This window comes from Deltaproteobacteria bacterium, assembly GCA_019308995.1.
GTDB lineage: Bacteria > Desulfobacterota > Desulfarculia > Adiutricales > JAFDHD01 > JAFDHD01.
Map to the genome: position 1 here is coordinate 1 of JAFDHD010000034.1, position 15,782 is coordinate 15,782.

11 protein-coding genes and 1 pseudogene are annotated in these 15,782 nt (G+C 53.0%); 1 reads left to right on the forward strand and 11 read right to left on the reverse strand.

The features are described from left to right. Positions 1-22 precede the first annotated feature (22 nt). Positions 23-934, forward strand: coding sequence for a hypothetical protein (locus JRI95_07765; protein ID MBW2061445.1), 912 nt, complete (start codon positions 23-25; stop codon positions 932-934). Between the two features lie 49 nt (positions 935-983). On the opposite strand, the gene recN is transcribed toward JRI95_07765, so the two are convergent. The 11 genes and pseudogenes from recN to JRI95_07820 form a co-directional block, all read right to left on the reverse strand. Continuing rightward, on the reverse strand, positions 984-2,675 hold the full coding sequence (gene recN / locus JRI95_07770; GenBank protein MBW2061446.1) for a DNA repair protein RecN: 1,692 nt from the start codon (positions 2,673-2,675) through the stop codon (positions 984-986). A 37-nt stretch (positions 2,676-2,712) separates the two neighbouring features. Beyond that, positions 2,713-4,515: a type II/IV secretion system protein gene (locus JRI95_07775; GenBank protein MBW2061447.1), complete on the reverse strand. Its 1,803-nt coding sequence runs from the start codon at positions 4,513-4,515 to the stop codon at positions 2,713-2,715. Between the two features lie 149 nt (positions 4,516-4,664). Beyond that, the gene (locus JRI95_07780; protein ID MBW2061448.1) at positions 4,665-5,021 is read right to left on the reverse strand and encodes a hypothetical protein; all 357 of its coding nucleotides are present in this window, start codon (positions 5,019-5,021) and stop codon (positions 4,665-4,667) included. Between the two features lie 12 nt (positions 5,022-5,033). After that, positions 5,034-9,455 carry a hypothetical protein gene (locus JRI95_07785; protein ID MBW2061449.1) on the reverse strand — a complete coding sequence of 1,474 codons (4,422 nt, stop codon included), beginning with the start codon at positions 9,453-9,455 and terminating at the stop codon, positions 5,034-5,036. Continuing rightward, positions 9,455-10,048, reverse strand: a complete 594-nt coding sequence (locus tag JRI95_07790) for a pilus assembly PilX N-terminal domain-containing protein (protein MBW2061450.1) — start codon at positions 10,046-10,048, stop codon at positions 9,455-9,457. Before JRI95_07790 ends, JRI95_07785 begins: the two co-directional genes overlap by 1 nt. Positions 10,049-10,076: 28 nt before the next feature. Beyond that, positions 10,077-10,706: a prepilin-type N-terminal cleavage/methylation domain-containing protein gene (locus tag JRI95_07795; GenBank protein MBW2061451.1), complete on the reverse strand. Its 630-nt coding sequence runs from the start codon at positions 10,704-10,706 to the stop codon at positions 10,077-10,079. Between the two features lie 7 nt (positions 10,707-10,713). Then, positions 10,714-11,184 (reverse strand): prepilin-type N-terminal cleavage/methylation domain-containing protein, encoded by a 471-nt coding sequence (locus JRI95_07800; protein ID MBW2061452.1) that lies wholly within the window; start codon positions 11,182-11,184, stop codon positions 10,714-10,716. Between the two features lie 12 nt (positions 11,185-11,196). Then, complete coding sequence (locus JRI95_07805) at positions 11,197-11,844, reverse strand: GspH/FimT family pseudopilin (protein MBW2061453.1); 648 nt, start codon at positions 11,842-11,844, stop codon at positions 11,197-11,199. A gap of 186 nt (positions 11,845-12,030) precedes the next feature. Then, positions 12,031-13,401, reverse strand: a complete 1,371-nt coding sequence (locus JRI95_07810; protein ID MBW2061454.1) for a sigma-54-dependent Fis family transcriptional regulator — start codon at positions 13,399-13,401, stop codon at positions 12,031-12,033. Beyond that, on the reverse strand, positions 13,398-14,876 hold the full coding sequence (locus tag JRI95_07815) for a HAMP domain-containing protein (protein MBW2061455.1): 1,479 nt from the start codon (positions 14,874-14,876) through the stop codon (positions 13,398-13,400). Before JRI95_07815 ends, JRI95_07810 begins: the two co-directional genes overlap by 4 nt. Positions 14,877-14,905: 29 nt before the next feature. Beyond that, a pseudogene (locus JRI95_07820) lies at positions 14,906-15,709 on the reverse strand (prepilin peptidase). Positions 15,710-15,782: the final 73 nt, after the last annotated feature.

Consider the following 15,782-nt stretch of genomic DNA (forward strand, 5'->3'; position numbering starts at 1 on the left):
ATTTCTCCTTGAAAGGGGCGCCATGCCTAAGCGACACATTTCAGGGCTACTCATAACGTTTTGCCTTTGCCTCGTTCTTCTCCTGGCAGGTTGTGCTGCCAAAAAAGGATTTGGCCCAACCCAGTTCAAACCTGGCAACCTCAAGAAAAAAATCGCTGTAATTCCTTTTGAAAATAATACCGACTTTGGCAGGGCCGATCTAGGCCGCCGCATCGCGGACAGTATCGCCCAGCAGCTTGCCCAATCTGGAAAAGTAATCATTGTCCCTCATACCAAGGTGGAAACTTACATAACCGCCCAGCAGATTCCCAGGCCCCTGACCCAAGGCACAGCGGCTTTGCTCGGGCGGAGCCTCAAGCTCAACGCCGTGGTCCTTGGAGCCGTCTCAGCCATACACCTGACCGAAAAAAAAATCGGGTGGCGCCTCTATATTCCCGTCTTTAAGAAAAAAGAGGTTGTTACGGCAAATCTACTGGTCAAAGTGATAGACGCGGAAGGCGGGACTTTTCTCCTGACCGGGACCAGTTTGGGCGACACAGCGCATGAACTGGAGTCGGCGCGAGAATGGCCGACCGGTTCTCAGGGCGACCTGGACCAGGCTTCGGTGGACAGAAGCCTTACTTTGGCCATTCAACCGCTCACCAAAAGCATCCTCAAGACCCTGACCAACGCACCCTGGAAGGGTTTTGTTAAAAGCATCTCCGGATCAACTGCTATATTGAGTGCCGGCAGGGATGTCGGCATCAAGCCCGGCCACCGGTTCGTGGTCCTTGGTGTCGGAGAAAAAATAACCAATACCGCGGGACGAACTTACATTATACCCGGCCCGGTCAAGGCAACCCTTGAAATAACGCGTGTGCTGGCTGAAACTTCTGAGGCCAGGATCACTTCCGGTCACATTCTGGCTGGCGAAGCCGTCTATTTTGCGAGTTAGACTGTCAGGAATACCGCTCGGTGCTTGATGGGCACGCTGTCCTATTTAACTAACGACCCCCACCAGATTTTCCACTAGCCTTCAGGATCATTTCTCTGGCTGCGGCCATTGTTTTGGATGAAGGTTCGAGGCCGCCGAGCATTCGGGCGATCTCTTCAACCCGTTCTTTATGGGACAAGAGCCGGATATCGGTAACGGTTCGTTGATGCCTGACCTCCTTGAAAACCTGATGATGGTACAAGGCAAAGACGGCGATCTGAGGCAGGTGAGTAATACACACTACCTGATGAAATGCTGACAGGTCCTTGATCTTGCGACCAATAACCTCGGCTACGCCTCCACCTATCCCGGCGTCCACCTCATCGAAAACCAGGGTCTGGACCTTCTCCTGACCGGCCAGGAGGGCCTTGAGGCCGAGCATGGTTCGGCTCAATTCACCGCCCGAAGCGATCCGGGCCAGGGGCTTGAGTTCTTCACCCAGATTGGGCGAGATTTGGAGTTCTATCTCGTCCCAGCCGGTCGGACTCGGATCAACGGATTTTGGTCTGTCATTGAAGCTGATTTCAAACTCAAGCTCAGGCATACCCAGGGATCGAAGTTCTACGGCCACCGCCCCGGACATCCGAGCAGCGGTGCTTTTCCGTTTACTGGTCAAATCCTCTGCCTGGTTTCGGGCCATTTCTCTTGCCGCTTCGGCCTCCCTTATTGTCTCTTCAAGCTCGCTCTCCATCTCGGCCAGCCGGTGCAGGTCGGTCTCCGCCCTTGAGCTGTATGCCATGACTTCATCCAAACTGGACCCATATTTCTTTTTGAGACGATTAATCAGAGCCAACCGTTCCTCGATTTCTTCCTGCCGGTTCGGGTCAAAAGTCAGCCGGTCCAGGTGGTCGTGCAATGCCTGGGCCGCGTCAGTTATTTGATAATAGGCTTCATGCAGCTGGGAGGCCTGGCCAGAGAGGCGCCCGTCTATCTCAACCGCTTTGGCCAGTTCTGTGCGAACCGCGTCCAGGACCTCAGTCACGGCCCCGGTCTGGCCGTAAAGCCGCTCGTAACTATTACGGACCGCGGTAAAGATTTTTTCCGCATTTCGGATCAGGCGCCGTTCTTGCTCCAGTTTTTCATCCTCACCAGGGACCAGGTTTGCCGCCTCGATTTCCTTGACCTGAAATTCATAAAGCTCGGCCTTTTCGCGAGCCGTTCTGATCTTCTTTTCCAGATTCGAGGCTTTGTCCTTCAGTTCGATCCAGCTCTGATGGATCGCAGACATTTCTGAGCGCGACTGAAGAAGATCGCCGTACTGGTCAAGCAGCAGAAGCTGCCTGTCCGGGTCGAGGAGTCGCTGGTGCTCATGCTGGCCTGAAACATTGACCAGGTCCTGGCCCAGTCGGGTCAGCTGAGTCAGGGTGGTTGCAATACCGTTGATGAAAATGCGATTTCGTCCGGAGCGGTTGATGACGCGCCGAATCAGAATCTCTTCACCAGGAGGCAGGCCCAGTCCTTCAAGCTGCCGCCTGAACGCCTCAGGTTCTGGGGCAGTGAAAACGGCCTGGACTTCAGCCTCATCGCTGCCATCCCGGATGAGATCGGCAGAGGCTCGTCCACCGAGGATAAGATTGACCGCGCCGACGATAATGGATTTTCCCGCCCCGGTCTCACCGGTCAGGACATTGAAACCAGGACAAAAAGTGAGTTCCAGGCGATCAATTAGAGCGAAGTTGTTAACAACCAGTTCGGAAAGCATGGCTGAACTTATGGCTGGCTTTTAAGACGACCTCTCCTTATTCCTCTGCGGTCACCTGAAGCACTTCCTGATAGGTGGTCATCCCCTGCGTCATGAGACGCAAGGCATTTTCCCGCAAAGTACTCATACCTTCACTCTTTGCGACCGATCGTAAGGCCGAGGCTTCCTGACCGGTCAGGGACATCTGTTTGAGTTTTTCAGTATAAGGCATGACTTCAAAGACGGCTCGCCGACCGAGGTAGCCGGTCCCCCGGCATTTCTCACATCCCCGGCCGCGGCTGAGTTTAAGTTTGCCATCAACCTTGAGCTTGAGTCCCAGAGCCTCGACCTCTTCCGGGCTTAAGAAAAAGGTTTCCTTGCAGTGGATACAGACGCGACGCAGCAGCCGCTGGGCCTCCACCCCGATCAGGGTGGCTGTCACCAGGAATGGTTCAACGCCCAAATCTATCAGGCGGGTAATGGCCAGCGGGGCATCATTGGTATGTAAGGTCGAAAGGACCAGATGTCCGGTCAGGGCGGCCTGAACCGCATATTCAGCGGTCTCGGCATCCCGCATCTCGCCGATCATAATAATGTCCGGGTCCTGGCGTAAAATATTGCGCAGGATGCCACTGAAGGTGATCCCCACCTGCGGTTGAATCCCGATCTGATTGAAGTCTTCAAAGATCATTTCGATAGGATCCTCGATGGTCGTAATGTTCTTTTCCGGACTGCCGATATGACGCAGGGTGGAATACAGGGTCGTAGACTTGCCGCTGCCTGTGGGGCCGGTGACCAGAATGATGCCATGGGGGCGATGAATAAAGTCCTTGTACTTAACCAAGTCGGTGGAGGTGAATCCCAGATTGTCCAGGTCCTGAAACAGAATCTCCGGGTTCAGGATTCGCAGAACCACTTTCTCCCCAAAGGCCACGGGGATGGTCGAGACCCGGATTTCAACCTCCTGTCTCTGGTGCTCGATCTTGATCCGGCCGTCCTGAGGTCGCCTTTTCTCAGCGATATCCAGCCGGGACAGTGTTTTTATGCGGGAGATGATTGCTGAATGGATCGTCTTGGGCAGGCGATAAACATTATGTAAAACCCCGTCAATCCTAAGACGGATCAGGGTTTCACTGCGTTTAGGTTCGATGTGGATATCGCTCGCCCCCTGCTCAAAGGCATAGCCAAAGAGGTAATCAACCGCATTCTTGATATGCTGGTCAGTAGCCTGGATTTCCTCGGTTGACCTCAGACGAACATACTGCTCCAGGTTGCCCAGGTCTACCTCCGGCGCGGCAAACTGGCCTTCGGCCCCGGCAATGGAGGTTTTAAACCCATAGAACTCACTGATCAGCTTCTTGATGTCCGTCTTGGTGCTCAGGACCGGCCGAATGTCATACTGACTGACCCTTCTGACATCTTCCAGAACAGCCTGATCAAAGGGATCGTAAACAGCTACTTCAAGAGTGTCTTCAACAATACCCACCGGGACGACAAGATACTTGAGGGCAAAGGAGCGAGGGATGGTTTTTGTGACGACATCCAGGTCCAGTTCCAGATGATCAATCTTGCGAAAAGGCAGCCCCGCGTCCTCGGCTACGGCCTTCATGATCAAGTCTTCTGTTAGGATCTTTTCTTTGCCTTTGGAAAGAGGAAAGGCATAAGAGGCCAAAACATCCACGGCAGATGTATCCTCGGCCCGACCCCGACCACCGCCCCGGCTCGACCTGGACTGCCGCGCCAGCTTCTTGCGCTGCGTCTTAAATGAATTCTGGACCTGAACAGCCTGGTCCTCAGAGAGCAGACCTTTATCTGATAACAGCTGGACCAGGTAATCCTGGGTCATTTTTCGGCTAGTCATGGCTTCTCCTAGGAAACCATTCAAATCAATTTCAACTTACGCCATCGCGGGGGGTGAGACAAGTAAAAAGAGCGGCTTAAAGGAGCCGCCCTTTCAAATTATCCTGGAATTTATTATGCATCTACATTGTTTTTGGACCGCATCCCGACTCACTCCGGGATGGTTTTGAAAACCTGGATCTTCTCCAGCACTGGTTCGCCGCCGCCCTCGAAGTATCGGACTTCAGCCCAGCAGGGAACATCGAGATAGATAAGTGACATTCTCGTCTTGCTTGGTGAGAGAATCACGGTTTTTCTATCAACCTTGAATCTGCCTTGCCGGTGTATTTCCACAAACCCGCGGCCTTTATCAACAATCTTCACCACCTTTTCAACGATTACACCCTGGCTCGAACTTTCCTCACCTGTCTGGCCCGGATTTTTAGCGTCAGCCGCATTGAAGGTCAGCAGGGCCGCCATCAGGAGCGCAACGCTCAGAAATGTAATTTTTAAGTATCTTGTGCTCATTTTTCCCCCTCATCACCTTTCCCGCCACCAGATTATACCGGACTGGACGTCCAAAGCGGGATTAAGGTTTACCTCTGTCACAACACCGGTTGACTGCTGGATATAGCCCTTGGCGCCTTCTTCCCGCCCTACATGCAGGCCAATACTCGAACCCATACCCATACCAATATCAACTTTTTTCACGACTAGTTCCTTCTCTTCTCCAGGCACCTCTTCGGTACCTTCATCAAAAACCGCTCGATAAAACGCGGTGCCCGTCTCAAAGTAGAGGCCCAGGAGGTTGGAGCTGCCTCCGAAACCGCACGGGTCCTGATTTGGGATGAAGGTTGGCGTCAGAACGATACCTCCAAGAATCTTAGGATCTGTTAAAACCCGTTCTCTTTCATCGAGCTGGAGGGACCAACCATCCAGCGTCCCCATGAGCTGAATAAGATCATCCCATGAATCTGTCGGAGCGGGAGCGCCTTCGACATCCATATTGGTAAACACATTAATATTGGTCGAGTCTAATAAATCTATGTGGTCAATAACATGACCGACCGGATCCACTCCTGCACCCAGGTACATTGAATTATTATAGAAAGGATCCTTTATGCCATACATGTACTGCTGACTGGTATCAGATCGGTCAGCATCGCTGTAGTATCGGCCGGTTCCAAAATAGACCCAGAAATTGTCCCTGAGGTCAATAGAGGCTGTAAGTCCGCCGGTGATGGGCCCTTCCGAATTGAACATAACCGAGAACTCCCAGTTGACCGGATCAGGATCGTAGACCCAGTTTTGCGGATCAGGATCGGTTTTATCTATGGGCACCCTGAATCGATAAAGCTTACCCCTCCAGTTTGAGCCCTGTTCATAGGTTTCGCCCATGTAACCTACGTCTACGTTATAATTAAGGCCGACATCCACGGTGATTGGCGAAGACATGAAGGCATTAGTTTCAGATGTATCGTAGGTGCCCACATTCGCGGGGTCCCGATACAGTTCACCAGTGGCCAGGTCCACGACATAGATATGGCCCGTATGGCTGCTGGAGCCATCGTAATCCGAAGGGCCGGACCCGAGAATAGCATACCAGAATCCTCTGCCGCCATTTCCATTTACCCTGGCGACGGTGGGAATAACGGTGGTGAAGGAAAGTTCGTCATAGGTGCGCTCCCATAAGAGGACAGGGGTATGCGGATTGGTGACATCAAGGGCGAAGTAAGAAGGTTTGAAGAAGCGCGTCTCAGTTACCAGGGTCCCGGTTCCGTCATCATAGTCGCCTGCGGACCAAATTTCCTTGCCTCCAGAGTTTAGACCACACAGGAGCACCGTGCCCCATCCATTAGGATGATCAACGCCAGTTTGAGGGTCAACGCCGTCACTAAATATCCGAGCGTCAAGCACCCTGGGTTTGAGGTCCACATAATAGATATGCGTATAATCCGGGTCCGCCAGCCACTTGAGATGCGAAAGGAGGGCCTGGGGGATAAAAGCCCAGAGCTCGTCTCCAAAATCCTCGGTGGTAACTGGAGGCGGATCACCCGTTTGATCGCCGCGGCGGTCAAGATAGGAGACTTCAACTTCTGCTGTCTGGGGGTTGTCTCTGGCATTGAACCGGCCCAACAGAAAGGCGTGGAGCATACCGCCATTGCTTCCGACATAAACAACCGATTCACGATCCCTGTATGTATCAAAGTAATCCTGGTACGATCTATCGCCGTAAATCAGGCCGTAATTATCAAGGGGCCTGCCAATAGTCACAGGTGTAGAATTCACTATGTCCCCCAGCTTCCAGACCTGTCCGTCAATGGTGCGGCTGCGTAAATCCGGGGTGCCGGCCCAGCCGCTGGAATCGCCGCGAATGAACTTGATGAGGTTGGTGACCCGGTCGTCGTGCGTGCTTCCCAGGTAGGCATAGGCCGTGCCATCCTCAACACCAAGGTATGGTTTGATGGCTGCGCTATTACCTGTTTGAAACTCCAGATATTCGGTATTCCAGTCCACGGCCTGGTTCTTGTCCATGTCCACATAGGTCCAGATGGAGCGGTCTGCTGAGGATCGCGCCGCCAGTTTATGGCCCGCGCCCCAGATGGGTATCAGTTCATCAATGAGGTGTTCGGTGGGCTCATAATAATCATCCTCGTCGAATACGCCGTTTCCATTCGTATCCACAAAGACCTTGTCGCCGGTAACGGAGTCCACGTCAAATCGGTAGAATTTAGCCTGCCCCTGTGCAGCATCAAAGAAGAATTCCACGATCTTGTCAACAGTCGGGGTTAATCCAGGGGAGGCCCCCGGAACTGAATCGGTGTCTTCACGAAGACGACCCTTACTATCCACCCAGAGGGCGTGCAAGTATCCGATCCATTTAATCTCCTCGAAACCGACAGAGACCGAGGGCTTGAAATAGGCCTGGACCAGAGTACCTTCACCCTCGGCAGAGGTGGACAGGACTGAAACAGCCGTACCTGAGGAAGCGCGCCTGAGGATATCTGTAATGGCTGAAAGAAGTCTTTCCTGCAGCTCATAGCCGTCTGTGGCTTCAAAGTAAGTATCCGGAACTCCGTCGCCGTCCTTGTCCCACTCCTCCTGGAGGTCGGGGCGGTTGTTACCATTTTTATCTTCGAACCCGCCGTTTTGGGCCGCATCTTTCAGCAGCTGGCGGGCGTTTGGATCATCCCCAAAGGCGTAGATTGTATATAAGATAAGGTTTTGATCGCTGCCAAGATCGTCTCGCAGGTCGTTGGTGCGGGCATAAAGCGCGATGTCGTCGAGATAATCGGTGCCATCAGACGGGTAAGTGCCGGCATCGTTGCCATCCTCATCATAATCTTTTAGAAAATCAGGAATCATCCGGTCTTTTGTCGAGGCGCCGTCTGTAAGCAGGATAACGAAGCTCTTGGCGCATTCTATAAACTGGTCCGAATAGTAAGGATCCATGGTGTTATTAAAGGGACCGGTGGCGCCGTTGGGATAATCGAACCCACTCTGGACAGCTTCCTGTTTAAAGTACTGCATGGCCACGTAGTAGGTCTCAGCCAGCGGTGTCCAGGTGTCCGCGCTTGTGTTTTGAAGATCAGTGATGAGCGTGGTTATATTCGTGCCAACGCGATTAGCGACATACCCGCCGCTTTCGTTGTGGCCGGTTCCGTAATTAAACCACATGTTTCCCCAGCGCGCCTGATCGCCCACTCTCTGAAGAACGCCGGCCAGGTTGCCTTCATAAAAATCTTCAGGTTCATTGGCCTCCTCTTTCTGGACCGAAATATTATAACGGGCAATATAGCCGCTCCAAGGATAGGAATCGTCATCCACATAGATATAGCCGCCCTTTAGGCCATAGTAGAAATTGCCGTGATGAGGCGAGGCGTTGGAGCCGATGTATCTCTTGACATATGTCCGGCTCGATTGCGCCGGGGTTTCACCAATATTGGTCTGGTTCCCGCCGCCGGTGCGGGACGTAGCCAGACCTCCCATGAGCACCTTTCGCAGGATATCTATACGCCTCATGGAGAGCCAGTTTAAGAAGTTACCGTCCCACTCGCCGTTTGGATCCCTGGAAAACTTATTGCTAGCATAAGTATATCTAGCCTCAGGGTCGAAGTAGCCGTAATACAGGGGGTTCTCAGCCTCGTACTCGACATAGAGTATTGGGGCATTGGCGGTGCCGCCGTCACCGGAATACGCGTCTCGCTTTCCTGTGCCCCAGATTTTAAAAACAATGGCGCTGCCCGGTCCCCATCCGGTTCTGCTTACGATTTCCTGGACAATAGCGATCAGGTCAGGCGTACTGTACCTGGTATCAGCCGTCCAGGACTCTATATTATTCCAGGCCACCGAAGCCACGGTTTCGGGTCTATTGGTTGTGCTCGATATATCTTCGTTGTCAGCGTCAATCCAATTCTGCCAGCTGCCAGCAGAAAACTGAACTGCATGGTCGCTGTCCTGCCCGACGATGGTAAAAGAGGAGGCGACGGATCTACTGCCATATGCTTTGAACGAGATGTAAGCGCTTTTAATGAGCGCTCCTTGAGGGATACCCGTATTCTGGAAACGGACGCCGACCATCATTTGAGTAACGCCGTCGTCCTCAAGCGCGCCAATATCAAGGTCAACACTGTAGCCGTAAGTGCGGCCCGTATCCGCTCCGCTGCGTACCTCTTCAGCATCGTCACGGGATTGCACCACACTGACCCCGACTTCACCGCTGGCATAGGGAACATCAGCGACAAGGCCGCCATCCCCGGGCCAGGTGCCATAGGCGTTAAAATTCATGCTGCCGGAGTTATCGAGGATGATCATGATATTAGGCGTAACCGCGCTGGTCAAGTAGACGGGGTAAGAGGTATAGTCAGCCATGGAAGGCTGGACCGACCATCCGGGAGCCGGATTGACTAGAACTAGCCCTAGTAGCAAAACCGCAGTGATAAGTATTTTATTTCGTAGCATTATTTACCTCCCGCCACACCGACGACCTTACGGTATCGGGCGTCAATATGTGAGCGTGCGCTATTGGGCGCCTGGCCAACGGAATCGAAATCATAATAGATGAGCACTCCGCCGGTCGTGCCCGCGCCCACGCCCTCTGCGCCAGATGCGAACTGCACCCCGCCACCTGGCATGAATTGAGCCCCGGTGGGGTCTCGATCAATGTCTACACTGAAGTTGGAGACACTTATCGTCTGGCTCAAATCTGGATTTACAATCGCTGGCGAAACCGAATCTGTGGCATCGGCCTCAAAAAAATACCCCATGACTTCATCTCGGAGGCCAATGTCAATGCTGATATCGGGAATGTCGGTCGGCACCGTTCCATCGTTAATGATGCGGCCAACGATCTTGGGCGATACTTCTATGCCGCTGTCTCCGGCGTAGAAGGCCTGCCTTGATACGGTGGTGTTGTGGCTTATGGTGATCTCCGTTCTGGACATCATACTTGCGGTCAGGCCGATGACGCTCATGACCGCCAGCAGGATCAGCGTCATGATGAGCACCGAACCCTCTTCATCTGTCCTGAAATGTTTTCTAACGGCTTTACTCATTGTTTTTCCTCAACTAATGAAAGGCTCCTTACAGACCCATATTTCGCATTTTGATGAAGGTCTGAAGTGTGCGATAGTGGTATTTTGTGCCATCAGGGGCGGTGTAGTCCGGATCAATATTTGCGGTGCGCCCGGTCAAGCTGACAGTCACAGCTCTAACATTTGCCCGGTCCTGGGTGCTGGCCGGTATGCCTTGGGTCCCATCGGCATAAGTGTAGTTGAAACTGAGGCCGGTGATATTTTCAGCCAGAGTTACAGCGCCGGTTTGGGCTACCCAGGAGGTACTGCCTGCCGACCATTCCCAACTCTGGCGGGTTAAAGTGGTCGCGGCAAGGGTATAGCGGACTAACTCCGGGTTATTGTCAGCATTCAAGTCCGCAATAAAGGTCATGGCGACGGCGGTAGCCTCCCTGATCTGTTCATCAGAATCCAACGCACCCTGCATGGCCGTGGGGATATACCCGGCCATCCTCATCTCATGAAGCATGATTTCCAGGGCTGAGCGCACAAACTGCTGGGTCATGACCACATCGTCCTGAACTACGTATGCCCGATTGGAAAATGTGAAAATAGAGACAGCGCCGGCGAGTAAAAAACCGGCCAAAGCGATGGCGATAAGCAGTTCAACCAGTGTGAATCCTTTGTTTTTCTTTCCCATGCTCTTCTCACTCCCGCGAAATGATGCCATCTATGGTTACAGCGCGCCCGCCTTTGAATGACCAGCTGACCCTCACGGAAATCAGCTTCATGTTCCGTGCTGGAATGTCGTCAACCACATTCCAGACCCTGGTGTATCCATTGCTGGCCACATTATTTCCATTCTCGTCAATAGGGTTGGCCACGCTTCCCAGGCCATCAACATTGGTATGGTCCACAGCCAGGGACCAGTCGAAATAATTTTGGTTCTGATCGTAGTTTGCATTCGTATCGCTAAGCTGCGAATCAGTATAAGCCAGGCTTTTAAGCTCCTCCATCTTATCCTGAGCCAGTATGGTGGCAATCGTCCGCTGCTGGCTGGAGGCGTTGCTGCCGATGGACACGGTTTGCAATGATGAAAGAGCAAAAAGCGCTAAAACCAGGATAACCATACTGATAAGAACCTCGATAATGGTGAATCCTTTTCTATCATTCGTCATGGTCATGTCACCTCATTCCCAGTTAACCCCGTCTTTACTTTTTTGCATCGTCATCTGACCCACAGGCGTAATGGTCACCCGCCGCCACTCACCCTGGTTGTTCCTGAGAATTACGTTCCCGGAAACAAAGGCCCCGGCAGTTGAACGGGCGGCTAAGCCGTGTGAATCGAAACCAATGCTTGTAGTCGAGGTTGCCAGGTGGGTTATTTCAAAAAAACTGTCACCGTCCGGATCTGTCTGGCTTGATACCGGACCGCCATTATTATTAAAGGCCGCGGAAACAAGGGATACTAGGCCTGGCATGGATTTGGCCACCAGAACGGTTCTTTCTTCCAGATCCACCGTTCCGTCACCATCCAGGTCGTCCTGCTGCCAGTTGTTATTAGAATCAAGGAAGATAAGATAACTACCGACTGCACCCTGAGCCGAATAGGCCCCCGGTACAAACACCGCCACGCACCTCACGCTCAGGCGCACCGCCGTAGCCCTGGCCATTTGAAGATTGACCATCATCTTCCGGGTCTCAGCGTTCAAACGATAACCAGGGAGAAAGGAGCTGGTGGTTGGAACGGTGATCGCGGCCAAAACACCAATGATGCCAATTACGACAATAAGCTCAAGAAGGGTGAACCCTAATTTTAATCCTGGTATGGATTTCATAACCTACCTCACTGACCCGTAATAGGTCATTTTTCATGCCAAAAGAGCGGCCTCCCGAACAAAACTATAACATGAGGATATTATTTAATATTTACCTCAAGAATTCCCCTGGGAGCTTTATCCTCTTCGAGGATATTATAAAACTTTTTAATAAGTATTAATGTTTTTTATAGACACGAATTAGGCCTATTCCAACCCATAGGCCTTGATTTTGGTTAGTAAGGAGGGGTAGCTGATCTTGAGCCTGCGGGCGGCTTCGGAGCGGTTACCTTCACTCTGGTTTAAGGCTTCCTTGATTAAACGAGCTTCGAGGTTTCGAATCCAGGCCTTAAGGTCCAGATCATCCGGGGTCCCGGCCTCCCCCGGCTTTGAAACACCCAGATGGATGTGAGAAGGAACATCTTCCTTTTCAAGGCGGGAGTGAGGGGAAAGAATAAGAATCCGTTCCACCAGATTCTCCAGTTCCCGGACGTTCCCTGGCCATGAGTAGTCAAACAAGGCCTCAGCCGCTTCAGGCGATATTTCGGGCCGCTCCCGGCCCATCCGGGCGGATTGGGCGACAAGGAAGTGGTCCAGGAGCAGCGGGATATCTTCCGGCCGCTCCCTGAGCGGCGGGATAAACAGAGGCAGTACGTTAAGTCGGTAATACAGGTCTTCACGGAACTGCCCGGCTTCCACCTCTCTGGACAGGTTCCGGGCCGTGGCCGCCACGATACGCACATCCACCTGAATCGGCGTTGAAGCACCTACGGGTCGAATCTCCTGTTCCTGTATAGCCCGAAGGAGCTTGACCTGGAGGGACAATGGCAACTCCCCGACTTCATCCAGGAAGAGGGTTCCCCCATCGGCTTCTTGAAAGAGACCGACCCGGTCCTGGACGGCGTCGGTGAAAGCCCCGCGGACGTGGCCAAAGAATTCGCTCTCCAGGAGTTTCTCCGGGATAGCCCCGCAATTTACGGGCACGAAGGGCTTTTCGGCCTGGGAGCCCGCTTCATGAATAGCCCTGGCCACCAGGTCCTTGCCTGTCCCCGACTCACCTGTAATCAAGACCGGGCTGCTGGCCTCGGCCACCCGATTCACCATGACCAGGAGATCGGTCATAGCCTTGCTCCGGGCCACGATTCCGGCGCGAGGTCTCTCTGCCGCGGCCCGGCGCAGGGCCACATTTTCCCGGCGCAGTCGTTCCCGCTCCTCCGCTTTCTTGAGGGTCAGTAATATTTCATCCGGATTAAAAGGCTTGAAAACATAATCAAAGGCGCCGGCCTTGGTGGCTTCGAGCGCTGAATCCACAGTACCATAGGCCGAGAGCATGATTATGGGCGCCAGCACGCCGCGCGCCTTGGCCTCGTTTAAAAAAGTCAATCCATCCATGACCGGCATGCGCACATCGCACAGGATGTAATCAAAGGCTTCCCGGTCCAAACAGGCCAGCCCTTCCGCGCCATTGGCCGCCTCGACGATCTGATACCCTTCACGGGAAAGAAAGGTCTTCAAAACAAGACGCATGTTTTCCTCGTCATCCACCACCAGAACACGCTGTTCCTCTATAGGTGTCATCCCTTTTCCTCTTCCGTTACAGGCAGAAACACGGTCATCAGACTCCCTTGACCCTCCTCGCTCTTGACCTCAATCCGCCCGCCAAAGGATTCAACAATGGATAAGCTGACGCTCAGGCCCAGACCGGTGCCTTCCCCTGGCTCCTTGCGAGTAAAAAAAGGGTCAAAGATCTTCTCCAGGTCTTCCTCCATAATACCAGACCCTGTATCGGCCACAGATATAAAAACCTCATCCTCACCGCTCCGGCCGGTGCCGATCGTTATGGTCCCCCCGTTTGGCATGGAATGACCGGCATTATTTAGCAGATTGAGCAAGACCTGAGTCAACCGGTTTGCTTCAGCCTTGGCAGGGGGAAGATCCGGCGTAAGGTCTGTCACCACCTCAAGGCTCTGGAACCATTTCTGAACCTCAGCCAATGTCAGACCGTCAGTAACAAGTTTATTGAGGTCCACCGGCCCGGTTTCGATCCTGGCCGGACGAGCGAAGTCGAGCAGGGATTGAATAATAGCATCCATACGACTCAACTCGGACAGCGTGCGGTTGAGGAAGTCAATTCGTTCCTCCTCACCCAGGTCTTTCCGCCTGAGGAGATGAACAAAGCCTTGAATCGTGCCCAAAGGGTTGCCTAGTTCGTGGGCCAGACCGGCAGCCAGCCGGCCGACCGTGGCCATCTTCTCCGACTTCACTAGCCTTTCCTGAGCCTCCTTCAGGGAAGCAAGATTCTCCTCCAGCTTCTTTCGGCTTTCCATTAAGTTGCGGGCCATGGTTTCAAAGGCCTCTTCCAGTTCGCCGATCTCCCCTGCTCCGCTGACCGGTTCCAGGCCGGGCCGATATTCATCTTGAGCCAGCGCCTTGACTCGAACGAGCATCCGGGTCAGGGGCCTGATAAGGCGCCTCGAAAGAACGTAGGTTCCGAAAAAGACCATTATCAGGGTGTCCAGGAGGAGGTACAGCAAGATGATCCAGCGAATTCGTGCCCAGGAGGCTCGTAAATCCGTCAGCGGAGAATAAAGACCGACCACCCCGATAACTCTCGGCCCGTCAAACAAGGGCACGGCCAAAGCTAGAGTCGGATCCGAACCGAAGAAGATAAAACCTGTGCGCCTTAAAAATGTTCTCATCTGTCTGGTTTTAAGGGTCTGCTCAAGATCGTTTCGATTAGGACGGTCTTCCCAGGACCAGGCCGGTGATGTCACCAGGGGTTTGCCATTCTGGTCCAAGACCGCGATGCCTTTAAAACCAGTCTGAGCCAGGGTGTTGACCCAGTATTCCAGGCCTCCCTCCAGTGAAGGAGTAATAAGCCGTTCTTCAATAGTCCTGGCCAGAATCAGCCCGCTTTCCACCTTCAGCGCGATCATCTCCCGCTGTGTATATTTAAAGACAACCAGCCCGACCAAGCCCACAGCCGCAGCCACAAGCAAAGCCAGACTGACGATGATCTCAAAACGAAGCCCGCGCTCTTTCAGGCTAACCATTATCCGGCTCAGTTATTATTAAGGTTCAGTCAAGGAAGATACCAGTCAAGAATAATTTCCCCAAAAAACAAGTATATCAAAGCCGCCAAGGAGAGAAAAGGACCAAAAGGCAGCCTTTTTCGCAGGTCCCATTCCCGTTGCCAGATCGTCATCATGAGCACTAGGGCCAGCCCGATCATAGAACCTAAAAACAGGCTGAAAAAGACCGAGCGCCAACCGAGGAACGCTCCAATCATGGACAGGAGAGTAAAATCACCGCCGCCGATACCTTCTTCCTTGCGGATCAAATAATAAAGCTTAAAAATGAGCCAGACAAGGGCCCCGCCCAAAAACAGCCCCAGTACCGATCCACTCAGTGAGAGCAGACGCAGGTTGTTCAGACCCCATTTCATGAGCTGTCCGCCCAGCCAGGGCCCGATCAGGCTCCAGTCAGGAATAATGATAGCTGCCAGAAGCCCTATGGTTATCCCGGGCAAGGTGATTTTGTCAGGTATAATCATTTTGTCTAAATCTATGTATGTAATGGCTACCAATGACAGAACCAAATACAGCCCGACCAAGGCCCGAAAGGACGGCCCGAACTTGAAATAAACCGCCAGGGTTAAAAGCCCCACCGCCACCTCCACCACAGGGTAGCGAAACGAGATCCTCGCATCACATTTTCGACAACGACCCCTTAAGATAAAAAAACTCAAAAGCGGCAGGTTGTCGTACCAGGCGATCTGAGCGCCGCAATCCGGACACATGGACCGGGGGCGAACCAGAGACAGCCCGCGAGGCAAACGGTAAATAACGACATTAATGAAACTGCCCAGGCAAAGACCTAAAATAAATATCAAAATGTTAATTCCCCAAATAGACACGCTGTCTCCCTAACCGCTGCCGAGCCTTGTTGACAGGTTCCAG